Genomic DNA, 22,995 nt, shown 5'->3' with positions numbered 1-22,995 from the left:
GTCAGTCCTGCTCGGCGATATAGGGGTCGGCGACGCCGATCTGGGCCAGGATTTCTCGCTCCTCGGCCTCCATCTCCTCGGCCTCGGCGTCATCTTCGTGGTCGCGGCCCAAGAGGTGCAGCACGCCGTGGACGACCAGATGGCTCAGATGATCGGCCAGGGTTTTGCCCTGCGCCTCGGCCTCGGTCGCGCAGACGCCGTAGGCCAGGACGATGTCGCCCAGATGCGGAAAGGCGTTCTCCGGCGCGGGGAAGGACAGGACATTGGTCGGCTTGTCCTTGTCGCGAAACCGACCGTTCAGTTCGCGCACGGCCGCGTCGTCGGTCAGCAGGACGACGATGTCGCCCTCCGCCGTGCCAAGCGCGGCCTGCGCCGCGCGTTCGACGACGACCTCGACGTCCGGCAGAGCGCCGGTCCAGGCCTCGGCCTCGACTTCAATCTCGATCATGCGGGGTCTTCGAGGTCCGGTGCCGGACGACCTTTCGCGGCGTCGGCGTCGTAGGCGCGCACGATCCGCTCCACCATGGCGTGACGCACCACGTCGGACGCCTCGAACTTCAAGATGCCGACGCCCTGAACTCCGTCCAGAATCCGCAGGGCGTGGGCCAGGCCGGAGTCGCGCGGGTTCAGCAGGTCGATCTGGGACGGGTCGCCGGTCACCACCATCCGCGCACCCTCGCCCAGGCGCGTCAGCACCATCTTCATCTGCAGGCGGCTGGTGTTCTGGGCCTCGTCGACGATGACGAAGGCATGGCTGAGCGTGCGGCCGCGCATGAAGGCGATCGGGGCGGCTTCGATCTCGCCCTTGTCGCGGCGACGCTGCACGTCCTCGGCGCCCAGAATGTCGTTCAGCGCCTCCCAGATCGGCGCCAGATAGGGATCGACCTTTTCGTTCAGGTCGCCGGGCAGGAAGCCCAGCTTCTCGCCCGCCTCGACCGCCGGACGGGTGATGACCAGTCGGTCCACCTGCCCCCGCCGCAGCAGGGAGGCCCCATAGGCGGCGGCCAGGAAGGTCTTGCCGGTGCCCGCCGGGCCGACGCCGAAGCTCAGTTCGCACCGGCCCAGCATGTCCAGATAGGCGGCCTGCGCCTTGGTCTTGGGCACGATGGCGCCGCGCTTGCCGCCTGGCAGCGACACGCCCGCCGCCGCCATGCCCGGCGTGCCGCGACCGCCGCGCGCCTGTCCCAGAGAGGCGCGGACGTCGGCCTCGGTGACTTCGGCGCCCAGGGCCGCGCGCTTGGCCAGATCCTCGATCACCTGGCGGGCGTCCGTGCGGTCGCGGGCGCCGCCGTTGACGGAGACACCGCCGCCCGGGGCCTCGACCAGCACCTTGAAGGCGTCTTCGATCAGGGCGACGTGGCGACTGTTCGGCCCGATGACCGCCCGCAGTTCGGCATCGTTCAAGGGGACGAATTCAGACTCACGCGCCATCAAGCGGCCTTTTCTGTTTGGGCTATCGCCGAGCCCGCCGGACCCGGCTGCTTGAGCCCGTCTGCTATGAGCCGGCCCGACAGACTGTTCTGCTGGCCGGCGATGATCTCGACCGGAACGATCTGCCCGATCAGATGATCCGCGTCATCGACGTGGACCGATTGAAGATATGGGGATCGACCGATCGCTTGGCGACGGTGGCCGTGCCGTCCCGGCTTGTCGAACAGCACGTTCAGCGTCCGGCCCGCCTGGGCGACGTTGAAGGCGGTCTGCTGTTCTGTCAGCAGGGCGATCAGGCGATGCAGTCGGTCCTTGACGATTTCCGGCTCGACCTGTTTGCCCATGCCCGCCGCCGGCGTGCCCGGTCGCGGCGAATAGGCGAAGGCGAAGGCCCCGGCGTAGTTCACGCGACGCACCAGATCCAGCGTGTCCTCGAACTCCCGATCCGTCTCACCCGGGAAGCCGACGATGAAATCGCCGGCGATGGCGATATCGGGCCGTGCGCCGCGGATCCGGTCGATCAGGTCGAAATATTTCTGACGCCCGTGCTTGCGGTTCATCGCTCGCAGGATCCGATCCGACCCTGCCTGAACCGGAAGGTGCAGGTAGGGCATCAGGGCGTCCAGATCGCCATGCGCGGCGATCAACTCATCGGCCATGTCGTTGGGATGGCTGGTCGTATAGCGGATGCGGTCCAGGCCGGGGATCTCGGCCAGGGCATAGGCCAGTTCGGCCAGGGTCGCCTTTCGCCCGTCCGGCCGCTCGCCGTCATAGGCGTTGACGTTCTGGCCCAGCAGGGTGACCTCGCGCACGCCCCGATCCGCCAGCTGACGCGCCTCTTCCAGCACCGCCGCCATCGGTCGCGACCACTCTGCGCCTCGCGTATAGGGCACGACGCAGAAGGTGCAGAACTTGTCGCAACCCTCCTGCACCGTCAGGAAGGCGGTCGGCCCCTCGGTGAAGCGGGCCGCGGGCAGGGCGTCGAACTTGTCGTCAGGAGCGAAGTCGGCGCCGATCCGCTCGCCCCGCGCCCGCGCCGTGCGGGTCAGAAGCTCGGGCAGTTGGTGGTAGGCCTGGGGGCCGACGACGATATCGACCGCCGGCTGACGCCGCATGATTTCTTCGCCCTCGGCCTGGGCGACGCAGCCGGCGACGGCGATGGTCAGGTCCCCGCCGGTCTCGCGCCGGATGTCGCGCATCTCGCGCAGCTTGCCGAGCTCGGAGTAGATCTTCTCGGCTGCCTTCTCGCGGATGTGGCAGGTGTTCAGGATGACGAAGTCGGCGGCCTTCACGTCGTCGGTGACGCCATAACCCAGCGGGCGCAGCACATCGGCCATGCGCTCGGAGTCATAGACGTTCATCTGACAGCCGTAGGTCTTGATGAACAGACGCTTTTCGGGCGCCGTCTCGACTTGAGGAACCAGGGTCTCGGTCATTGTGGGCTTATGATCGCCCGCAAGCGTCGCGACAAGCCGAGCGTCAGCCCGCATCCACATCGGCGGGATCGACCCGCGCCGCATGGCGGGTGAAGATCAGGCCTTCGCGCTTGGACGGCTCGGCGCCCTCGATCGCAACGCCATAAAGCTCCAGCTTGTGGCCGATCAGCTGGAAGCCCAGCCGTTCCGCGATCTCGTTCTTCAGCCGCTCGATCTCGGCGTCGAAGAATTCGATCACCTCGCCCGACTTGGTGTCGATCAGGTGATCGTGGTGATCGTCGCCGGCCTCTTCATAGCGGCTGCGGCCGTCGCCGAAATCATGCTTCTCGACCACGCCCGCCTCTTCGAACAGGCGCACGGTGCGATAGACGGTGGCGATGGAGATGTGCGGATCGATGGCCGAAGCGCGGCGATACAGCTCTTCCACATCCGGGTGGTCCGCGGCGTTGGACAGCACCCGGGCGATCACCCGGCGCTGTTCGGTCATACGCATGCCGCGCTCGGCGCAGAGTTTTTCGATCCGGTCCATGCGCCTAGAATAGGGGCTTGGATCGCATCAGGGAAGCGTCAGGTTGGCGTCAGGCGCACACAGGTCGCGGCTCATCACCACGGCATCGGTCCGCGATCCGTCAGCGCCCGCATAATAGGCTTTGCGGCGACCGATCGGGTCGAACCCGGCACGCTCATACAGGCCGCGCGCGGCGATATTGTCGTCGGCGACCTCCAGGAACAGCCGGGTCGCGCCAGCCTCGACCGCAGCGACGGCCGCCGCCTCGACCAAACGTCGCCCCTGTCCGTGGCGGCGCGCGGACGGGACCACGGCCAGGGTCAGGATTTCCGCCTCGTCGACGACGGTTCGGATCAGGATGAAGCCGTCGGGCTCGCTGACCGCCAGCACGCCCGGCTGCGACAACAGATCGGCGAAGGTGTCGGCGCCCCACGGCGCGGCAAAGGCCTGGGCGTGCAGGGCGGCGAGAGAGGCGGGGTCCGCCGCCGTCATGACGCAGGCTGGCGCGGCTGGCCCGGCAGGCGGCTGGGCGGCGTGGCGTCGGGCGCGCGCAGATAGAGCGGACGGGGCGGCCGGGTCGCCGGATCGGCGGCGGCGGCCAGGCGCGCCAGCGCCTCCGGCGACGGCGCGACCCGGTCGTCCCTATGCGCGAAAGGCAGATCAGGGAAGGCTTGGGTCACGACCGCCGCGCCATTGCCGACCATGGCGACGCCCGATCCGATGTCGGCGATCCGCCGCCCGGCCTCTTCCAGCGATAAGGCTTCATCGGGGCCAAGCGGCCCACCGTCGGCGAAGAGGCGCGCATAGACCTGACCGCGCCGCGCATCGATCAGGGCCGCGATGGGGCGGTCTTGGTGGGCGAGCGAGGCGGCCAGCGCATCCAGCGCCGACAGACCGACGACCGGCCGATCCAGCGCCGCGCCCAGACCCTGGGCAAAGGCCAGACCGACGCGCAGACCAGTGAACGAGCCCGGTCCGACCGTGACGCCGATCCGGTCCAGGCTGTCGAAACCGCCGCCCGCCTCGGCCATGACGTCGCGCACCAGGCCGCCGATCCGTTCCTGATGTCCCTTGGTCATCGGCGCGAAGCGCACGGCGAGCGCGCGATCGCCCTCGAACACCGCCGCCGTGCAGGCGCCGAGCGCCGTATCGATCACCAGAAGTCTCATGGGCGTCTTCTAGGCGGCGCGTCGCAGAACCGCCACCGCGTCCGGATCAGAGGGTCTGCTCGACCCGCGTCACCTCGGGCACATAGTGGCGCATCATCTGCTCGACCCCGGCCTTCAAGGTCGCCGACGACGACGGGCAGCCGGCGCAGGCGCCGCGCATCCGCAGATTCAGAACGCCGGTCGCCTCGTCGAAGGAATCGAACAGGATGTCGCCGCCGTCCTGGGCCACGGCGGGGCGAATGCGGCTGTCCAGCAGGGCCTTGATCTCGGCGACGATCTCGCTGTCGTCCTCGGCATGGTCGTCGGTTTCGCCGCCGGCGCCGCGCGTGAGCGCCTGACCCGAGACAAAGTGATCCATGACGACGCCTAGGATCGGCGCCTTCATCTCGGACCATTCCGGACCCTGCGGCTGGCGGGTCACCGAAACATAGTCCGCGCCGAAGAAGACGCCGTCGACGCCTTCCAGCTCGAACAAGGCCTCCGCCAGCGGAGAGGCCGTCGCCTCGTCGATGGTGCGATATTCCAGCGCGGCGGTCGGCGACACTTCGCGGCCGGGCAGGAACTTCAGCACGTTCGGGTTGGGCGTGGGTTCGGTCTGGATGAACATGGGCGGGAGATGCGCTCGCCACCGCCCCGTTGCAAGACCCGAGCGGAACCTAGCGCCGCTTCAACCCGCCCAGCAGGCCGCGCATCAGCTCGCGGGTCAGGGTCGATCCGGCGGTGCGCAGGACCGACTTGGTCAGCGCCTCGACCGGCGTTTCGCGGGTGGACCGACGCGCAGGCTTCGCCGCCTCGCGCGCCGCCCGCGCCTCGGCCTGAGCTTGAGCCTTGGCCCGGGCTTCGGCGGCCTTCTGATCGGCCTTGGCCTGAGCGGCGGCGGCCTTGTCGGCCTCGGCCTGCGCCTTGGCCTGAATTTGGGCCTGAATTTGAGCCTGATCGGCGGCGCTGTGGCGGTTGGCCAGGATTTCCGCGGCGGATTCGCGGTTCAGCACCTGCTCGTAAAGGCCCCGCACCGGACTGGCGGCCATGACGGCGGCGCGCTCAGCGTCGGTCGCCGGCCCCAGGCGCGAGGCCGGCGGGCGGATCCTGGTGCGGGCCACGATGGTCGGCGCGCCCTTTTCGTCCAGCACGGACACCAGGGCCTCGCCCACGCCCAGAGCCTGAATGGCCTCGGCCGTGTCGAAGGCGGCGTTGGCGCGGAAGCTCTGCGAGGCGGCCTTCAGCCCCTTCTGTTCGGACGGCGTATAGGCGCGCAGCGCATGCTGAATGCGGTTGCCCAGCTGGGCCAGGACGCTGTCGGGAATATCGGCCGGGTTTTGCGTCACGAAATAGATGCCGACCCCCTTGGATCGGATCAGGCGCACGACCTGTTCGACCTTTTCCAACAGGGCGCGGGGCGCGTCGTTGAACAGCAGGTGGGCCTCGTCGAAGAAGAAGACCAGGCGCGGCTTTTCCGGATCGCCCACCTCGGGCAGCTGTTCGAACAGCTCCGACAGCAGCCACAGCAGGAAGGCCGCATACAGGCGCGGACTGTTCATCAGCCGGGTCGAGTCCAGCACATTGACCTGGCCCCGGCCGTCCAGCCCGACGCGGATCATGTCTTCCAGCTTCAGCGCCGGCTCGCCGAAGAAGGCGTCGCCGCCCTGCTGCTCGACCTGCAACAGCGCGCGCTGGATGGCGGCGATGGAGGCGGGGGCGACGTTGCCGACCTCGCGCCCGATCCGCTCGGCGTTCTCGCCGACATAGACGAGCAGGCTTCTCAGATCGTCCAGGTCCAGCAGCAGCAGACCTTCCTTGTCCGCGACGTGGAAGACGACGGTCAGCACGCCCTCCTGCACCTCGTTCAGGTTCAGCATCCGCGCCATCAGCACCGGGCCGATCTCTGACACCGTGGTGCGGATCGGATGCCCTTTCTGGCCATACAGGTCCCAGAAGACGGTCGGAGCGGCGCGCGGCGTCAGGGTCACGCCCATCTCGGCTGCGCGGGCGATCAGCTTCTCATTCGGCGCGCCGACCTGAGAGATGCCCGACAGGTCGCCCTTCACATCGGCGCAGAAGACCGGCACCCCGGCGTCGGAAAAGCCCTGGGCCATGATCTGCAGCGTGACCGTCTTGCCGGTGCCCGTCGCGCCGGCGACGACGCCGTGGCGGTTGGCGCGGTTGAACAGCAGGTTTTCCGGCTGGGCGGCGTCGGACTGGCCGAGGAACAGGCCGGGCAGGGCGTCGGGCATTAGGGTCTCCGATGGCGTCTCCGGCAAAGGTCTAGCGCGTTCCCTGCGCGCTCGGAACAGCGATTGACGGCGAGGGCGGGCGGTTCGACAACACGATCATGAAAAACCCCATCGCCACGCCGTCTTTGGTCGCTGCTCGCAATGCCCTCGGCGTCATCGCCACGGTCGCGGCCGGGGCGGCGATCTACTGGCTGCGGGATATCCTGACGCCGCTGGCGATGGCCATCTTCCTCTTGATCATGATCGACGGGGTGAAGCGATCGGTCGAGGCGCGCACGCCGTTGAACAGCCGCATGGCCGGGATCGCAGCCCTGACGCTGGTGGTGCTGGCCTTCTTCGCCTCCATCGCCATCATCGTGAATGGGGCGGCGGGCTTCTTCGGCGAGGCGTCCGGCGTGTCCCAGAACATCGGCCCGCGCATCGATCAGATCATTCGCGACGCCTATGGGCTGGTGCGTCTGGCCAATCCGCCCACGGCGCAGGATCTGATCAACGGCGTCGATGTGCGCGGCTGGCTGACCTCCATGGCGTTCCAGGTGCAGGGCATCGCCTCGGGCGCCTTCTTCGTCCTGATCTATCTGGGCTTTCTGCTGGCCTCGCAGGTCGGCTTCCGGCGCAAGATCGTCGCCATGTTCCCGTCCGAGGTCCAGCGCGACGAGGCGGTCGCGGTGTTCCAGCGCGTGCGCGGCGGGGTCGAGGGCTATATCTGGGTGCAGTCAGTGACCGGCGCGATGATCTGCGTCGTCGCCTGGATCCTGATGCGGGCGGTCGGGCTTCAGAACGCCGAGTTCTGGACCTTCGTCATCTTCATCGTCGGCTTCATCCCCGTGCTGGGCGGGGCGGTTGCGGGCCTTGCACCGCCGCTGTTCGCCCTGGTCCAGTTCGAAAGCTATTGGCCCGCCGCCATCCTGCTGGTCGGGTTGCAGGTGATCCTGTTCGTCGTCGGCAACTTCATCCAGCCGCGCATGCAGGGCGACAACCAGAACATCGACCCGGTCGTGGTGCTGCTGGCGCTGGCCTTCTGGGGCAAGCTGTGGGGCGTCGTCGGCATGTTCCTTTCAACGCCGCTGGCGGTCATGGCCATGGCGATCCTGGCCGAGTTCAAGGGTTCGCGCTGGATGGCGATCCTGCTGTCGGGCGACGGCGAGCCCTATGCTAACGAGGGCAAGACGACCGACAAGCCGAAATCGACCCGCCGCAAACCCAAACCGGAACCCGCAGCGGAGGGCTGATCAGGGCTGCCAGCCGCTGATCTGGTCCGCGTCGCTGTCGCCGGCCAGGGCGCCGCGCGTCTTCTTCACCTCGGCCCAGGCCGCGCGCAGAAGGGCGGGCACGCCCTCGCCCGACACGCCGGACACCAGCATGGGGCGGCGACCGGCGACGGCCTCCAGTTCGGCGGCCTTCTCCTCGCGCGCTTCGGGCGTCAGGGCGTCGATCTTGTTCAGGGCCAGGATCTCGGCCTTGTCCGCCAGACCCTCGCCATAGGCTTCAAGCTCGCCCCGAATGATGCGGTACGCCTCGACCACATCGTCCTGGGTGCCGTCGATCAGATGGATCAAGCTGGCCGAGCGTTCGACGTGGCCCAGGAACCGCGTGCCCAGTCCCGCGCCCTCGCTGGCGCCCTCGATCAGGCCGGGAATGTCGGCGATGACGAACCGCTCTGACGGCGACAGGTCCACCATCCCCAGGTTCGGGGCCAGGGTGGTGAACGGATAGTCGGCGATCTTGGGCTTGGCGGCGCTGGCGGCCGACAGGAAGGTCGATTTGCCCGCGTTGGGCAGGCCCGCCAGACCGATGTCGGCGATCAGCTTCAGCCGCAGCCAGATCCAGCGCTCCTGCCCGTCCTGGCCGGGGTTGGCGTAGGTCGGCGCCTGATTGGTCGGCCCCTTGAAGCGCACATTGCCCCAGCCGCCGTTGCCGCCCTTCAGCAACAGCTCCATCTTGCCGGGCGTGTCCATGTCCAGCAGGACCGTTTCCTTGTCCTCGTCCAGCACCTGAGTGCCGACGGGCACCTTCAGATGCACGTCCTCGCCCTTGCCGCCATGCATCTGGCGCCCTTGGCCGTGGTGGCCGGTCTGGGCCTTGAAATGCTGCTGATAGCGATAGTCGATCAGGGTGTTCAGACCCTCGACCGCCTCGATCCAGACATCCCCGCCCTTGCCGCCGTCGCCGCCGTCGGGACCGCCGTTCGGGATGAATTTCTCGCGTCGAAACGACACGGAGCCCGCGCCGCCGTTGCCGGAGCGGATATAGATCTTGGCCTGGTCGAGGAACTTCATCGCGGGCTTATGCCGCAGAAGCGCGGCGAATTACAGGCCCGGCGACCCGGCGCTATTTCAGCGCCAGCGTCACCGTCTTGACGTCCACATATTCGTCAATGCCGTGGATCGAGCCTTCGCGGCCATAGCCCGACTGCTTGACCCCGCCGAACGGCGCGACGGCGGTGGAGATCAGGCCGGTGTTGACCCCGCACATGCCCGCCTCGATCCGCCGGCTGAACCGCATGGCGCGGTCCAGGTCGCGGGTGAACAGATAGGAGGCCAGGCCGTAGTCGCTGGCGTTGGCCTTCTCCAGCGCCTCGTCCTCGGTGTCGAAGGCGAAGACGGGGATCATAGGGCCGAACGTCTCTTCCTCGCGGAACAGGGCGTCGTCGCCGCCCAGGGTCACGGTCGGCTGGAAGAAGCGGCCGCCCAGATCGTGGCGCGACCCGCCGGTCAGGACCCGGCCGCCGTCGGCCTTGATCGCCGCGACGTGCTTTTCGACCTTGTCGATGGCCTTGTCCTCGATCAGCGGCCCGACCTTCACGCCGTCGTCGAAGGCGGGACCGACCACGATCTTGGCCACCTCGGCGGCCAGTTTCTCGGCATAGGTCTCCGCGACCGATCGCTCGACATAGACGCGGTTCGGACAGACGCAGGTCTGGCCCGAGTTCCTGAACTTGCCCTTGATCGTTTCGGCGACAGCCAGATCCAGATCGGCGTCGGCGAAGACGATCAGCGGCGCCGCGCCGCCCAGCTCCATCGACACCCGCTTCAGCGTTCCGGCGCATTGCTCGGCCAGCTTTCGACCCACGCCGGTCGAGCCAGTGAAGGACAGTTTGCGAATGTCCGGGCTGTCGGTCAGCGCCTTGCCGATGGTGGCGGCGTCGCCGGTGACGATCGACAGGGCGGCTTTCGGCAGGCCGGCTTCATAGGCGAGTTCGGCCAGGGCGATGGCGGTGAAGGGCGTCTGACTGGCCGGCTTGACCACGGCGGTGCAGCCCGCCGCGAACGCCGGCCCCAGCTTTCGCGTCAGCATGGCGGCGGGGAAGTTCCAGGGCGTGATCAGGGCGCAGGGCCCGACCGCCTCGCGATAGGTTAGGATCAGATGGCCCAGCGGACTGTCCTGGGTCTCGCCGATCAGCCGCTCGGCCTGGCCCGCGAACCATTTCAGGAAACCGTTGGCGTAGGTGACCTCGCCCTCGGCCTCCTCGAATGGCTTGCCGTTCTCCAGCGCCATCAGGGCGCCCAGACCCTCAAGATTGTCGTCGATCAGCGCCGCCCATTTGCGCAGAAAGGCCGCACGCGCGTGCGGATCGGATCGCGACCAAATCTTGAACGTCTCGCTCGCCGCCGCGATGGCCTGTTCGGTCTCGGCGGCGCCCAGATCGGGGACATGGCCGATCACATCGCCGGTCGCCGGATCATCGACGGCGATGCCGCCGCCGTTGGCCGGAACGGCCTTGCCGGCGATCAGGGCGTGCTGGCGCAAGAGTTTGAGGCCGGCGTCGCGGGCGGTCTGGTTCACGGATGGCTCCTGTCGCGGTCCTGAAACGAACAAGGCCCCGACGGTGCGGGGCCTTGCCGGTCGAATGCAGCAGCCTGGGCTGCGGCCGTCGATTAGTTCTTGGCGTCTTGGGCGGCGCCGGTCACGGCCTGGCCGGCGGCCTGGGTGTCGCGGCCCACGCCTTCGACGGTGTTGCAGGCGGCGGTGGTCAGGGCGGCGGCGGCGGCGACCAGAACGAAAATCTTGCGCATAGGGGAAGCTCCAGGGTTGGCCGGGGTGAAACTCCGCCGGTCTCGTCTCATCAACGCGATGCCAGCGCTGCGGTTCCGGGCGTCTTGTCCGCCGGATCGACGGGCGCGAGGGCTTCGGGGGTGGCGAAGATCATGCGGGCGATGGTGCCGCCGCCGGCAGGAGTGTCGAACTCGGTCTCGCCGCGCAGCTGTTTGGCGAAGGCGCTCATCAGGGTGCGGCCCACCCCGACCTCGGCGCCGGCCTGGGCGCCCGGGCCATTGTCCTCGACTTCCAGAACCGATGTCTCGCCCTGGACGCGGAAGCGGACCTTCAGCTCGCCGCCGCTGTGGGCGAAGGCGTGTTTCTGCGCATTGCTGACCGCCTCGACCAGCCACAGCGCCAGGGGCGCCAGCTTGTCCGGATCGACGTGCAGGGAATCGGCGTCCACCGAGCTGATGACCACCGGTCCGCGCCCGGCTTCGCTGGCGATCAGTTGGCCCACCAGTTCGTTCAGAAACTCGCGCGCATCGGCGTGGCGGATGTCGTTGCTCTGATAGAGGGTGCGATAGATCAGGGCCAAGGCCGAGATGCGCTGGCGCGTATCGCCCAGAGCCGCCTTGGCCGGCGCATCGGTCAGGGCGCGCTGCTGCATCGACAGCAGGGAGGAGATGATCTGAAGGTTGTTCTTCACCCGGTGATGGATCTCGCGCATCAGCGCGTCCTTTTCCACCAAGGCGTCCGTCAGCTCGCGGTCGCGCAGGGTGATGGCCTCGGCCATCTCGTCCAGGGTGCGCGCCATGGTGCGGATTTCCGACGGGGCGTTCATAGCCTGCAGCGGACGCACCGAGAACCGGCCCTTGGCGTAGATGGCTGCGACCCGCTCCAGATAATCCAGCCAGCGAATGAAGATGCGTTCGGACAGCAGCATCACCGCCGCGAACGCCGTCAACCAGGCGCCCAGCGGCAGCAACAGGGTGCCGATCGGATTGAGCCGCGCCCATGACAGCCAGCCGGGCGCCGGGGCCGACAACAGGGCGTAAAGATCGCCGCCGGCCAAGGCCGCGCCCGCATAGTCGCGGCGCTGATTCTGCGCATCCTTGGCCTCGAACACCGCAGAGCCCTGATCGCGCGCCCGGCCGACCCAGCCCGCGATGTCGTCGCCAGCCGACAGTTTGAAGACGTCGGGATCACTGGCCGTCAGAATGCGGCCGGCGCCGTCGGTCAATGCCGCCTCCGCGTCAGAGGGCAGGGCGGGGTCGGCCACATCGGGTTGCAGGGCGGAGAAGGGAATCACGGCGACCATGGCGCCGTCGAACCGGCCCATCGGCCGCTCGGCGCGGGTGGCCACGATCAGCGCGCCTTCATAGCCGGCGCCATCGGGCGCGCGCATAACGACCAGTTCTTCGCCATTGCGCAGCCGCTGGAACCAGGTCGCCCGGGCGGCCGGCGCCACGCCGGATCTCACGCCGTCCGCCCGGCCTGAGGCGCAGACCGCCTCGCCCGTCGGGCTGATGCGATAGAGACCCTCGTAACCTTCCAGTCGTCCGACGAGCGCCGTCAGGCGCGGTGCGCAATAGGGGCCGACCGCATCGGGGCTGAGCGCGCGCAGCAGCACCTGGGCGCTGTCCAGCTTGGCCTTGGCGCTGGAGGCGCTGCGTTCGGCGGCCAGTTGCAGATCGACCTGTCGATCGTCCGCCTGTCTTTGGAAGTCCGCCTGGGTCTGGATCAGGCTGAGCACGAAGATCGGCAGCAGGGCCATGGCCATGGCCGCGCCCAGTCTAAACCGGATGCCCTGAAAGCGATCCGATTTCCAAGTGCGACCGAGCCGCGACCTTGAGGCCTCCCTGGTCGTCTCATTCACCGCAGATCAGCTCCGGGCGCCGGCCAGCCTGTCGGCCTCGCCCAGAATCGAGCGCATGGCGTCGCCTGCCGCCTTGCCGTCGCGGCCATAGCCGCCCCGTTCCAGGGTGGCTTGCAAGGCCCGGCGTGCGCGGCTGACGCGGCTCTTTACCGTGCCGACCGCACAGCCGCAGATTTCGGCCGCTTCTTCATAGGCGAAGCCGCCGGCGCCGACCAGAATCAAGGCCTCGCGCTGCTCTTCGGGCAGGGTCTTCAAAGCTTGACGCAGTTCGTCCAAGGCGACGGGCGCCTCGGGATCGTCCACGGCGACCAGGGTCCGTTCGGCGGCTTCCTGATCCAGCTGCGACTGACGCCACGAGCGGCGTTTTTCGGAATAGAACTGGTTGCGCAGGATCATGAAGGTCCAGGCCTTCATGTTCGTGCCCATCTGATAGCTGGCGCGCGCGTCCCAGGCCTTCATCATGGCGTCCTGCGCCAGATCGTCGGCGGCGGTGGGGTCGCCAGTCAGGGTGCGGGCGAAAGCGCGCAGATGCGGGATCAGCAGCACCAGTTCGCGCTTGAAGCCCTCGTCGTCGGCCGACGCGGGTTTTGGGGCGGCCCCCAGGCGTGAGGTGCTCATGCGGCGCTGTCCGAAGACTTGGCGTCGGCGCGTTTCAAAATATCGAGAAACTCATCAGGCACGGGTTCGTTGACGACCTCGTCGAACATATGCCGCAGCTTGACGCCGATGGCCTGTTGGCGAAGACGAGCTTCTTCAAGCCCTGCCTCCCCCTTCTGTTCGCCTTTGGGACGAGAGGAGTCCGGAGAATCGATCATAGACAGAGCCAAGCCCACCCAACTGTCATCGCTAAGAGATGTCGGTCTCAAACGTCATCAGACCGGCCGGGTTCCTACATGACCGGTTTTTAATGCTAAAGCTTGTCAGCCACGGCGGAACCGTGATGCGAATGTGACGTTTAGGGCTGATGTAGCGCCCCGCCTTGCCGGCCGGGCTGTGATTTGTCGGGGACTATCTGAATGAGCCTTCTGGCCAGACTCGCGCCGCACCTTCCTTATGTGCGCCGTTACGCACGCGCCCTGACCGGCGATCAATCCACGGGCGACAACTATGTCCGTGTCGCTTTGGAGGCCCTGGCCGCCGGCGAACAGCAACTGTCGGCTGATATGACGCCGCGGGTCGCTCTTTATCACGTCTTCCACGCCATCTGGTCCTCGACCGGCGCGCAACTGGAAACCGGCACGCTGGAAACCACGGGCAGCGACGCCTCGCAGCGTCTGCTGCGCATCGCGCCGCGCTCGCGTCAGGCCTTCCTGCTGACCGCCCTTGAGGGCTTCACCCCTTCTGAAGCCGCACAAATCCTGTCCGCCGATCCGCGTGACGTTGAGCGTCTGATCGCGGACGCCCAGGCCGACATCGACGCCGAACTGGCCACCGACGTTTTGGTCATCGAGGACGAGGCCATTATTTCGGCCGACATCCAGAGCCTGGTGACCGAACTGGGTCACCGCGTCACCGGCACCGCCACGACGCACGACGAGGCGATCGACGCCGTCGCCCGCCACAAGCCGGGTCTGGTGCTGGCCGACATCCAGCTGGCCGACGGTTCGTCGGGCATTGATGCGGTCAAGGATATTTTGAAGACCATGGACGTGCCGGTGATCTTCATCACCGCCTTCCCGGAGCGTCTGCTGACCGGCGAGCGTCCCGAACCGACCTTCCTGATCACCAAGCCCTTCCAGCCGGAGACGGTGAAGGCGGCGATCAGCCAGGCGCTGTTCTTCCACCCGTCGCGCCAGAAGGAAGCCGCTTAAAACGCGATCTTTCGTTGACGACAAGATCGGCCTCGGTCCCTCGGGATCGAGGCCTTTTCTTTGGTTTGCGCCGGCATTGATGGGACAAGGTACGAAAGCGCAAAAAAAGCGATCGAGGACGGGAACCGGCTTCGGGCGCCGCCGTTATCGGTCCGTGGAGGCGGCGACGCCCCCCGACTTGATCTGCGAAAGCTGATCATGCCGCCTCCGCGCCTCATTCTCGATGATGCCACTTCAAAGCGATCCGAAAGGGTCGCTTTTTTCTTGGCGCACACCTCGACCGAAGCCGCCGTCGCGGCCAAGATGGTGGTCAAAGAAAACGCACGGAGAGACGCCAATGGCTTCGACAAGCGGCAAGACGAACCGTCAATGGGTGCTGCGCCAGCGCCCCAAGGGCCTGATCCAGCCCGGCGATCTGGAACTGATCGAGACGGCCATCCCTGATCTGCAGGAAAACGAGGTGCTGGTCCGCACGGTCTATCTGTCGCTGGACCCGACCAATCGCACCTGGATGAACGATTCCGAGGGCTATCTGCCGCCGGTCGGACTGGGGGAGGTCATGCGCGGCCTGACGCTGGGCGTGGTCGAAGCCTCGCGATCCAGCCGCTTCAAAACAGGCGATGTCGTCATGCCGACCTCGGGCGGCTGGGCCGACTATGCGGTCGTGCCGGAAGGCGGTCTTCGCCCGGTCCACCGTGCGCCCGGCCTGCCGCTGACCGCCAATATGTCCGTGCTCGGCATGACCGGCCTGACCGCCTATTTCGGCGTCACCGATGTGTTGAAGGCCAGGGAAGGCGAGACGATCGTCATCTCGGCGGCGGCCGGCGCGGTCGGTTCCATCGCGGGGCAGATCGCCAAACAGCGCGGCTGCCGCGTCATCGGCATCGCGGGCGGTCCGCAGAAGTGCGCCTGGCTGACCGACGAACTCGGCTTCGACGCGGCCATCGATTACAAGAACGAGGATGTCGGCGAGGCGCTGGACCGCCTGGCCCCGGACGGCGTCGATCTGAACTTCGAGAATGTCGGCGGCGACATCATGATCGCGGTCTTCAACCGTCTAAAGGTCCACGGGCGGATGGCGGTCTGCGGCCTGGTGTCCTCCTACAATGCAACCAAGGCGCCGCCGTCGCCGAACTTCGCGCGCATCATCACCCATCGCCTGCACGTCCAGGGCTTCCTGGTCCTGGATTACGCCCCGCGCGCTCGCGAGATGGTGGCGGAGATGGGCCCATGGCTGGCGGACGGCCGTGTGAAGTGGAAGGTTCACGTCGACGACGGGCTGGAAGGCGCGGTGGGGTCGTTGAATCGCTTGTTCACCGGCGATCACGACGGCAAGCTGCTGGTTCGCGTTTCCGAAGAACCCGCCTGAACCCAAGGTCTGCGCATGAGCGATCCGCTGCACGTCCATTTCGAAGACCTGGAGGTGGGGCAGGTCGTGCCGCTGGGCGCCTGTGCGGTCGATCAAGCCGCGCTGGACGTCTTCATCGAGCGGTTCTCGCCGGGCTGGGACGTGGCCTACGGCGCGCCGGACGCCATGGTCTATGTGCTGTGGAGCCGACTGGCGGCCGACAAGTCTGGCGGCTGGGCCCAGACCAAGGTCCTGGCCGTCGATGGGCTGCGTTACATGCGCAATCCCCCAGCCGGCGAACTCTTGCGGGGTCGCATGACGGTGATGGGCAAGGATCCGGTCGGCGACGACAAGGGCATCGTCATCGCCTCGCATGACCTGCTGGACGAGGCCGGGCGTCTGGTCTTTTCCTGCCTGACCCGGGCGCTGTTCTCACGTCGCTGAAACGAAAAACACCCCGCTGGCGAACCGGCGGGGCGTTGATCGATCTTCGACAGACCGGGTCTTAGTTGACCGAGGTCGGAGCCTGCGCCTGACGCATCACGGCCATGGCGATCAGGCGATCCCAACCGACCAGCGACACCAGGTGGGCGTAGATCTGGCCCAGCGCGCCGTTGTCGCGCAGTTCGACCAGCTTCTCGGCGGGCAGGGCGCGCAGCTTGTCTTCCGACACCGCATAATATTCGGCTAGCTTCTGCGGCTGACCCGGCGTGCCGTCGGGATTGCGCGGCGTGAAGTGGGCTTCGCGGATGTCCAGCAGGTCCAGATCCTTGACCAGGGCGACGAAGCCCTCGGTGCGCTGGCGCTCCTGTTCGAAGTTGTTGCAGAACTCCATCGCCATGTTCGTGTAATCGCTGGGCTGGCCGTCGACGAACAGCGGGTTCTGGCCGCCTTCGGCGACGATCGAGGCGCCGCGGTCGATGCACAGGATCAGGCGCTGGTTCTGCTTGTCGTCGGCGAAGACGAACGGATAACGGCGCACATAGGCCGGTACATAGGCGTCGGCGCGGAACTCGCCGTCGGGCGCGACGAACAGGTTCTCGTTGGAGCTCAGGCCCATCACGGCGACCGGCTGGCGGTTATCGCCGGTGAAGATGATCGGATAGGAGAGGGCGGCGGCCGAGAATTCGGTGACCGTCAGCGGCACGATATTGGTCTGGGCCACGAAGGCGTAGGGCTTGTCGCTCGGGTTCACGCCCAGGCCGCCGTGGACGCTCTGATCCAGCGGTTCAGGGTTGGTATAGAAGAGGACGTTGCCTTCAAGCGGCGAATTGTTCGTGTCGGTCATGAAGCGAGGACGCTCTGGTTAAAGATCGGAGGCGCGCCTTCTAGCCCAACGCCGCGCAACCGGCAAACCCGCGATGCGTCGGTTGCAGTGGGGGTCGCCAGCCATTAGCTGTGGCGTATGGGTTCCGCCTGCGATCATGACCATGACCACTCCGGCCTGAACGGCGGGGCGCTGGACCGCGCCCTGGCGGCGGCCGAGGCGCGCGCGGTTCAGCAGGGCGAGCGGATGACCGCCCAGCGCCGTCGCGTCCTGGCCCTGCTGCTGGAAAGCGGCGAGCCGGTGAAGGCCTACGATCTGATCGCCCGCTTCGGCGAAGACGGCCAGGCCGCCAAGCCGCCCACCGTCTATCGCGCGCTGGAGTTCCTGGAACGCCTGGGCATGGTCCACCGCATCGCCTCCATCAGCGCCTATGTCGCCTGCACCGACGACGGCGAAGCCGCCCACGCGGCCGCCTTTCTGATCTGCGACTGCTGCGGCGCGACGCGCGAGGTCAGCGGCCCGGATCAGAGCGCCATGAACGCCGCCGCCTCGGCCGCCGGTTACGCCATCGCCCGCACGACGATCGAGGCGCACGGTCGCTGCGCCGCCTGTCGCGACGTCGCATGACCATGGATGCGGCGTTGATGTCCCCACCGCGTCGCCTGTCCGTGCCGATCGACAATCGCTGGGGCGCCGGCGAGATGGCCGTGCTGGATTTCGGCGATCCGAACCGGCCGGTCGATCTGATCTTCTCTCACGCCAACGGCTTCAACGCCGCCACCTATCGCAGCCTGTTGTCGCCGCTGTCGGCGTCCTTGCGGATCTGGGCGCCGGATCTGCGCGGCCATGGTCGGTCTGCGCTGCCGACCTTCGCGCGGCCCAAGACCAGCTGGCTGGACCATCGTGACGACCTGCTGGCGCTGCTGGAGGCCATCGACGGCCCGCCGGTGGTCTTGGCCGGCCATTCGATGGGCGGCACGGCCTCGCTTCTGGCGGCCGCCGTCCGGCCGGATCGGGTGTCCAGCCTGGTGCTGTTCGATCCGGTGATCTGGAAACGTTCGGCTGTCTTCGCCTTCAACCTGCCCTTCGCCCACAAGCTGATGAAGGCGATCCCAATCGCCAAGGCCACCCTGCGCCGTCGCAGCCAGTTCGACAGCCGCGAACAGGCCATGGCCGCCTATCGTGGGCGCGGCGCCTTCAAGGGTTGGCCCGACATGGTACTGGCCGACTATCTTTCCGAAGGCCTGAACGAAGGCGACGGCGGGTTCAGCCTGACCGCGGCGCCGGCTTGGGAGGCGGCCAACTATGCGGCCCAGGCGCACGATCCGTGGCGGGCCATGAAACGCTATCCCGGACCGGTTCGCATCCTCAAAGCCGAACACGGCGCCCTGACTCATGTGCCGGTCCGGCCCCGTGGCCTGCCCAATGTCTCGGTCGAGGTCGTGGCCGGCGGCGGGCACCTGTTCCCCATGACCCATGCCGACGTGGCGCGCGACGCCCTGTTCGACGCCGCCGTCTGAGAACGAATTCTGTAGGCGGAGCATGGGCGCGCGCTATAAGGGCGCCGCTGAGCATAACGCCCGCCGCCCGAGACGCCGCTTGTCCTTCTTCCACGCCGGTCCCGCGCCCAAAGGCGCCGGCCCCCGCTCCGGGGCGCTGCGCGACGGTTTGATCCTCGCTCCAGGCATGAAGGTCGGCCTGTTCGGCGGCTCCTTCAATCCCGCCCACGACGGTCACGCCCATGTCGCCGAGACCGCCATGCGCCGTCTGGATCTCGACCGCGTCGTCTGGCTGGTGTCGCCACAGAACCCTTTGAAGGACGCTCGCCACAGCGCGCCGCTTGCGGACCGCATGGCTTCGGCGCGCCAGCATGCACGCGGTCCGTCGATGATCGTCTCGGACTTCGAGAGCCGGGCCGGCGTCGCCTGGACCGTGGACACCCTGCGCCTTCTGGTCGCGCGGCATCCCGGCGTGCATTTCGTCTGGCTGATGGGGTCGGACAATCTGGCCAGCTTCCACCGCTGGAGAGGCTGGACCGACATCATGCGGCTGATGCCTGTGGCGGTCATCGCCCGGCCGGGGTCGCTGCTGGACAGCCGCACGGCGCCGGCCGCCGCCCGCTTCGCCGGTTTCCGCATTCCCGCCCAGCAGGCGGGGCTTCTGCCGACGCTTCAGGCGCCCGCCTGGACCTATCTGACGGCGCCGCTCAACCCCCTGTCGTCCACGGCGATCAGGACGGGCAAAGGCGTGCGCGCGACCTCGTGATCGCCCGATGATTCGGGCGGCGGTTCACGTTGCGGCCCATCCGTGCTAGAGGGCTTCTTTAGTCAACGCTCCCGGAGCCCTCCGCTGACCCCCTCGCCCGCGTATGATACGCAAGACGCCGCCGTTTCGAATACGGCGCACGAGATGGACCCTATCGAACCTCTCCATTCCGAAGACGGCTTTGAATCCGACGCCTCCCCGCGCGGCTTCGACGATTCCGCTCCCCGCCCGGTCGGCTCCACGCCGCTGGAAGAAGCCCTGCTGAGCCGCCTCGACGATGACAAGGCCCAGGACATGGTCCTGATCGACCTGAAGGGCAAAAGCGCCATGGCCGACACCATGATCGTGGCGTCCGGTCGTTCGCACCGTCACGTCGGCGCCATCGCCGACCACCTGCTGCGCACGCTCAAGGAACAGGGCCTCGGCAAGGCCAAGGTCGAGGGCCTGCCGCACTGCGACTGGGTTCTGATCGACGCCGGCGATGTGATCGTGCACCTGTTCCGCCCGGAAGTGCGCACCTTCTACAACATCGAAAAGATATGGGCGGTCGATTCCGCCCACCGCATGGTCCGCGACTGACACCATGAAGCTGAGCATCGTCGCCATCGGCCGACCGGGCCGGGGGCCTGAAGCGACGCTCGCCGACGACTACGCCAAGCGCGCCACCCTGTCAGGACGCGCGCTTGGCCTTGGTCCCCTCGAACTGATCGATCTGGAAGCCCGCAGACCCGGCAAGGCGCCGGAGGCCGAGCTGATCCTCGCGGCCGCGGAAGGATCGCACCTGATCGCCTGCGACGAGCGCGGCAAAACCTATTCCTCGCGCGCCTTCGCCGACCACATCGCCAAACTGAGGGATCAGGGCGAGCGCCGCCTGGTCTTCGCCATCGGCGGGGCGGACGGGCTGGACGTCAGCGTGCGCCAGGCCGCGTCTTCGACCCTGGCCTTCGGTCCCCAGACCTGGCCCCACGCCCTGGCGCGCGCCATGCTGGCCGAACAGCTGTATCGGGCCGTGACCATTCTGGCCGGATCGCCCTATCATCGCGACTGACATGCGTCGCGCCATACCCTTATCGCTGGCCCTGCTGACGGGTTTCGTCTGCGCCGCCCCGGCGATGAGCAGGCAGGCGCCCGAGAGCGAACTGTCGCGCATCCAGGCCGAATACCGCGACGAGACGGTGCGCGCCCGTCGTCTGCGCGCCGACGCCGACGCCGCCAAGACCGAACTGGCCCAGTTGGAGCGCCGCCTGGCCTCGCTGCGGGCCGACGAACAGACCGGCGACCGTCAGATCGACGATCAGCGCGCCCGTCTCCAGCAACTGACCGAGCGCGAGGCCGAACTGGTCACGGACCTGGCGCGGGAACGCGGCGCCCAGGGCCGTCTGCTCAGCGCGCTGCAGATGATGAGCCGCCGGCCGCCGCCGCCCTTGCTGGTGCCCGCCGACAAGGCCATCGACACGGTGCGCGCCTCCATCCTGCTCAAGGCCATGACGCCGGATCTGGAAAGCCGCGCCAAGGTGCTGGCCGCCCACCAGGCCGAGATCATGCGCATCCGCCGCCTCGCCGTCCTGTCCTCGGAGCGACTGCTGACGACCGAGAGCGAGCAGGGCGACCGGCGCGGCGAGATCGAGGGGCTGACGGCGCGCAAGACCGCCCTGACCGCCGTCCTGAACGCGGAGGCCCGCGCCGCCGAACGCGCCGCCGCCGTGCTGGAGCGTCGCATCCGCGAACTGGGCGGCGCGGTCCCGACGACCCAGGCCGAAGAGACGCCGACCGCCCGTCTTCCGGCCGGACGCGGCCGTCTCAGTTCGCCCGTCGCCGGCGCGCCCAGCCAGACCTGGGGCGCCGGAACTTCCGGCTGGCGCTGGCGGGCCGACCGCGCGGCCGTCACCGCGCCCGCCGACGCCAAGGTCGCCTACGCCGGGCCGCTGACGGGGTGGGGCAATGTGGTGGTGCTGGACCTCGGGCCCGGCTGGCGCGCCGTCATCGCCGGCCTGGAAAGCGTCGATGTCGGCCCGGACGCCCGGGTCTCGGACGGCCAGACCCTGGGGCGCAGCGGCCCGGACGGCGACGTCTATTTCGAACTGCGTCGCGACGAACGGCCGATCGATCCGGGACCGTGGTTGCGGTGAACCCGCAATAGTCCTTTGCATTCTCGTCTGACGCTGATTTTATCGGCGAGACGCCGCGTCGCCACGATTTGGTCGTGAGGACGGGGCCTTAACCTTCCCACGGGCGCCCACAGTGATCGGCCCGACCGAAAGAGACCGAATGCGTAAACTGCTCCTCGTCGGCTGCGCCGCTCTGGTGCTCGGCGGATCCGCCGCTGCTGTCAGCAGCCAGACCCCGCGAAACGAAACCTTCCGCATGCTGGAGCTGTTCGGCGACGTGGTCGGCATCGTCGAGCAGGCCTACGTCGTCCCGGTCGACAACAAGAAGCTGATCGAGGCCGCGCTGGCCGGCATGATGACGGCGCTGGACCCGCACTCCAACTATCTGCCGCCGTCCAACTACGACGACCTGCGCGAGCGTACCGAGGGCCAGTATTCGGGCGTCGGCTTGACCATCAGCGCCGACGGCGGCATGGTGAAGGTCATCTCGCCGATGGACGACAGTCCCGCCGCCAAGGCCGGGGTGCAGGCGGGTGACGTGATCTCCTCCATCGAGGGCCAGAACGCGGCGGGCCTGACGGTCAGCCAGGTGTCCGAGAAGCTGCGCGGCGCCGTGGGCACCAGCGTCAAGGTGACCTTCCTGCGCGACGGTTCAGACCCGCTGGAAGTGACCCTGACCCGCGAGGTCATCAAGGTTCAGTCGGTCACCGGCCGGGTCGAGGGTGACTTCGGCTATCTGCGCGTCTCGACCTTCAACGAAAACACCGGCCGCGAGCTGAACGAGGCCATCGCCAAGATCAAGACCGAGAAGCCGGGCGTGAAGGGCTATGTCCTGGACCTGCGCAACAACGGCGGCGGCCTGCTGAACGCCGCCATCGACGTCTCCGACGCCTTCCTGGAACGCGGCGAGATCGTCAGCCAGCGGGGCCGCAAGCCCGAGCAGATCCAGCGCTATTCCGCCAAGCCCGGCGACGTCACCGGCGGCCTGCCGCTGGTCGTCCTGGTCAACTACGGCTCGGCCTCGGCGTCGGAAATCGTCGCCGGCGCCCTGAAGGATCACCAGCGCGCGACCATCGTGGGCCTGACCAGCTTCGGCAAGGGTTCGGTCCAGACCGTGATCCCGCTGCGTCAAGGTCAGGACGGCGCCCTGTCGATCACGACCGCGCGCTACTACACCCCCTCGGGCGCCTCGATCCAGAAGATCGGCATCGAGCCGGATCTGGAAGTCGCCCGCAACGAGGCCGAGGCCCGGATCGTCTCGCGCTCCAGCTTCATCTATTCCGAGGCCGCCTACGCCACCGCCCTGGACGCCTCCATCGGCGCCGAGCGCAAGGGTCCGCACACCCCGCGCGAAGCCCCGGGCGAAAAGTTCGACAAGGAAAAGGACTATCAGCTTCAGCGCGCGCTGGACGTCCTGCGCGCCGGCGGCGACCTGTCGAAACTGTCGGCCCCGCCCGAAGGCATCGTCGTCACCGAGCCGGGCTCGACGCCCAAGCCCGACGCCGAACCGACAGCGGACGAACCGAAAGACGAATAGATCAGGGAAGGGCGGCGCGAGCCGCCC

General features: G+C 67.8%; 26 protein-coding genes. 11 read left to right on the top strand and 15 right to left on the bottom strand.

Going from position 1 to position 22,995, the window contains the following annotated elements:
• Position 1 precedes the first annotated feature (1 nt).
• Genes ybeY through KAK88_RS00635 form a run of 8 tightly spaced genes read right to left on the bottom strand, consistent with a single transcriptional unit; the run spans position 2 to position 6,775 of the window.
• Positions 2–448, bottom strand: a complete 447-nt coding sequence (gene ybeY / locus KAK88_RS00670; protein ID WP_242077474.1) for an rRNA maturation RNase YbeY — start codon at positions 446–448, stop codon at positions 2–4.
• Positions 445–1,431 (bottom strand): PhoH family protein, encoded by a 987-nt coding sequence (locus KAK88_RS00665; RefSeq protein ID WP_242077473.1) that lies wholly within the window; start codon positions 1,429–1,431, stop codon positions 445–447. The genes ybeY and KAK88_RS00665 overlap by 4 nt, the downstream gene beginning before the upstream one ends.
• A complete protein-coding gene (gene miaB, locus KAK88_RS00660) occupies positions 1,431–2,867 on the bottom strand; it encodes a tRNA (N6-isopentenyl adenosine(37)-C2)-methylthiotransferase MiaB (protein ID WP_242077472.1) in 1,437 nt (478 codons plus the stop codon). The genes KAK88_RS00665 and miaB overlap by 1 nt, the downstream gene beginning before the upstream one ends.
• Positions 2,868–2,910: 43 nt before the next feature.
• Positions 2,911–3,396 carry a Fur family transcriptional regulator gene (locus KAK88_RS00655; protein WP_017505496.1) on the bottom strand — a complete coding sequence of 162 codons (486 nt, stop codon included), beginning with the start codon at positions 3,394–3,396 and terminating at the stop codon, positions 2,911–2,913.
• A 27-nt stretch (positions 3,397–3,423) separates the two neighbouring features.
• Positions 3,424–3,867: a GNAT family N-acetyltransferase gene (locus KAK88_RS00650; protein ID WP_242077471.1), complete on the bottom strand. Its 444-nt coding sequence runs from the start codon at positions 3,865–3,867 to the stop codon at positions 3,424–3,426.
• A complete protein-coding gene (gene tsaB / locus KAK88_RS00645) occupies positions 3,864–4,544 on the bottom strand; it encodes a tRNA (adenosine(37)-N6)-threonylcarbamoyltransferase complex dimerization subunit type 1 TsaB (RefSeq protein ID WP_242077470.1) in 681 nt (226 codons plus the stop codon). Before tsaB ends, KAK88_RS00650 begins: the two co-directional genes overlap by 4 nt.
• Before the next feature lie 46 nt (positions 4,545–4,590).
• Positions 4,591–5,151 (bottom strand): NifU family protein, encoded by a 561-nt coding sequence (locus KAK88_RS00640; protein ID WP_242077469.1) that lies wholly within the window; start codon positions 5,149–5,151, stop codon positions 4,591–4,593.
• Positions 5,152–5,200: 49 nt separating this feature from the next.
• Positions 5,201–6,775 (bottom strand): helicase HerA-like domain-containing protein, encoded by a 1,575-nt coding sequence (locus tag KAK88_RS00635; RefSeq protein WP_242077468.1) that lies wholly within the window; start codon positions 6,773–6,775, stop codon positions 5,201–5,203.
• A gap of 98 nt (positions 6,776–6,873) precedes the next feature.
• Between KAK88_RS00635 and KAK88_RS00630 the strand changes: the two genes are divergently transcribed.
• Positions 6,874–8,007 (top strand): AI-2E family transporter, encoded by a 1,134-nt coding sequence (locus KAK88_RS00630; RefSeq protein ID WP_242077467.1) that lies wholly within the window; start codon positions 6,874–6,876, stop codon positions 8,005–8,007.
• Here KAK88_RS00630 and obgE read toward each other — a convergent pair whose 3' ends face one another.
• The 6 genes from obgE to KAK88_RS00600 form a co-directional block, all read right to left on the bottom strand.
• Positions 8,008–9,054 carry a GTPase ObgE gene (gene obgE / locus KAK88_RS00625; protein ID WP_055754561.1) on the bottom strand — a complete coding sequence of 349 codons (1,047 nt, stop codon included), beginning with the start codon at positions 9,052–9,054 and terminating at the stop codon, positions 8,008–8,010.
• Positions 9,055–9,106: 52 nt separating this feature from the next.
• Positions 9,107–10,561 (bottom strand): NAD-dependent succinate-semialdehyde dehydrogenase, encoded by a 1,455-nt coding sequence (locus tag KAK88_RS00620; protein WP_242077466.1) that lies wholly within the window; start codon positions 10,559–10,561, stop codon positions 9,107–9,109.
• Positions 10,562–10,653: 92 nt separating this feature from the next.
• Entirely contained in the window at positions 10,654–10,791 is a 138-nt protein-coding gene (locus tag KAK88_RS00615; protein WP_017505506.1) for an entericidin A/B family lipoprotein, read from the bottom strand.
• Between the two features lie 50 nt (positions 10,792–10,841).
• Entirely contained in the window at positions 10,842–12,536 is a 1,695-nt protein-coding gene (locus KAK88_RS00610; RefSeq protein ID WP_242077465.1) for a sensor histidine kinase, read from the bottom strand.
• Between the two features lie 102 nt (positions 12,537–12,638).
• Positions 12,639–13,250, bottom strand: a complete 612-nt coding sequence (locus KAK88_RS00605; RefSeq protein WP_055754558.1) for a sigma-70 family RNA polymerase sigma factor — start codon at positions 13,248–13,250, stop codon at positions 12,639–12,641.
• Positions 13,247–13,447, bottom strand: a complete 201-nt coding sequence (locus KAK88_RS00600) for a NepR family anti-sigma factor (protein WP_112862830.1) — start codon at positions 13,445–13,447, stop codon at positions 13,247–13,249. Before KAK88_RS00600 ends, KAK88_RS00605 begins: the two co-directional genes overlap by 4 nt.
• Before the next feature lie 201 nt (positions 13,448–13,648).
• Here KAK88_RS00600 and KAK88_RS00595 point away from each other — a divergent pair, with 201 nt between their 5' ends.
• The 3 genes from KAK88_RS00595 to KAK88_RS00585 all read left to right on the top strand — a co-directional run bounded on the left by KAK88_RS00595 (position 13,649) and on the right by KAK88_RS00585 (position 16,235).
• The gene (locus KAK88_RS00595) at positions 13,649–14,443 is read left to right on the top strand and encodes a response regulator (protein ID WP_026108480.1); all 795 of its coding nucleotides are present in this window, start codon (positions 13,649–13,651) and stop codon (positions 14,441–14,443) included.
• Between the two features lie 337 nt (positions 14,444–14,780).
• Positions 14,781–15,812, top strand: coding sequence for an NADP-dependent oxidoreductase (locus KAK88_RS00590; RefSeq protein ID WP_242077464.1), 1,032 nt, complete (start codon positions 14,781–14,783; stop codon positions 15,810–15,812).
• A gap of 15 nt (positions 15,813–15,827) precedes the next feature.
• Positions 15,828–16,235: an acyl dehydratase gene (locus KAK88_RS00585; RefSeq protein ID WP_242077463.1), complete on the top strand. Its 408-nt coding sequence runs from the start codon at positions 15,828–15,830 to the stop codon at positions 16,233–16,235.
• A gap of 61 nt (positions 16,236–16,296) precedes the next feature.
• Here KAK88_RS00585 and KAK88_RS00580 read toward each other — a convergent pair whose 3' ends face one another.
• Positions 16,297–17,079, bottom strand: a complete 783-nt coding sequence (locus tag KAK88_RS00580; RefSeq protein ID WP_055754556.1) for a SapC family protein — start codon at positions 17,077–17,079, stop codon at positions 16,297–16,299.
• A 117-nt stretch (positions 17,080–17,196) separates the two neighbouring features.
• Here KAK88_RS00580 and KAK88_RS00575 point away from each other — a divergent pair, with 117 nt between their 5' ends.
• The 7 genes from KAK88_RS00575 (at position 17,197) to KAK88_RS00545 (ending at position 22,968) form a co-directional block, all read left to right on the top strand.
• Positions 17,197–17,685 (top strand): Fur family transcriptional regulator, encoded by a 489-nt coding sequence (locus KAK88_RS00575; RefSeq protein ID WP_017505514.1) that lies wholly within the window; start codon positions 17,197–17,199, stop codon positions 17,683–17,685.
• Between the two features lie 2 nt (positions 17,686–17,687).
• Positions 17,688–18,578: an alpha/beta fold hydrolase gene (locus tag KAK88_RS00570; RefSeq protein WP_242078532.1), complete on the top strand. Its 891-nt coding sequence runs from the start codon at positions 17,688–17,690 to the stop codon at positions 18,576–18,578.
• 22 nt (positions 18,579–18,600) lie between these two features.
• On the top strand, positions 18,601–19,323 hold the full coding sequence (locus KAK88_RS00565; RefSeq protein ID WP_242077462.1) for a nicotinate-nucleotide adenylyltransferase: 723 nt from the start codon (positions 18,601–18,603) through the stop codon (positions 19,321–19,323).
• 144 nt (positions 19,324–19,467) lie between these two features.
• Positions 19,468–19,902 (top strand): ribosome silencing factor, encoded by a 435-nt coding sequence (gene rsfS, locus KAK88_RS00560; protein ID WP_242077461.1) that lies wholly within the window; start codon positions 19,468–19,470, stop codon positions 19,900–19,902.
• Positions 19,903–19,906: 4 nt separating this feature from the next.
• Positions 19,907–20,371, top strand: coding sequence for a 23S rRNA (pseudouridine(1915)-N(3))-methyltransferase RlmH (rlmH, locus tag KAK88_RS00555; protein WP_242077460.1), 465 nt, complete (start codon positions 19,907–19,909; stop codon positions 20,369–20,371).
• Between the two features lies 1 nt (position 20,372).
• Positions 20,373–21,452, top strand: a complete 1,080-nt coding sequence (locus KAK88_RS00550) for a murein hydrolase activator EnvC family protein (RefSeq protein ID WP_242077459.1) — start codon at positions 20,373–20,375, stop codon at positions 21,450–21,452.
• 139 nt (positions 21,453–21,591) lie between these two features.
• Positions 21,592–22,968: a S41 family peptidase gene (locus KAK88_RS00545; protein ID WP_242077458.1), complete on the top strand. Its 1,377-nt coding sequence runs from the start codon at positions 21,592–21,594 to the stop codon at positions 22,966–22,968.
• Positions 22,969–22,995: the final 27 nt, after the last annotated feature.

Source organism: Brevundimonas diminuta, assembly GCF_022654015.1.
In the GTDB taxonomy this organism is placed as follows: domain Bacteria; phylum Pseudomonadota; class Alphaproteobacteria; order Caulobacterales; family Caulobacteraceae; genus Brevundimonas; species Brevundimonas diminuta_C.
The sequence above is the reverse complement of the archived record's forward strand: the minus strand, read 5'-3'. Positions and strand labels throughout refer to the sequence as shown.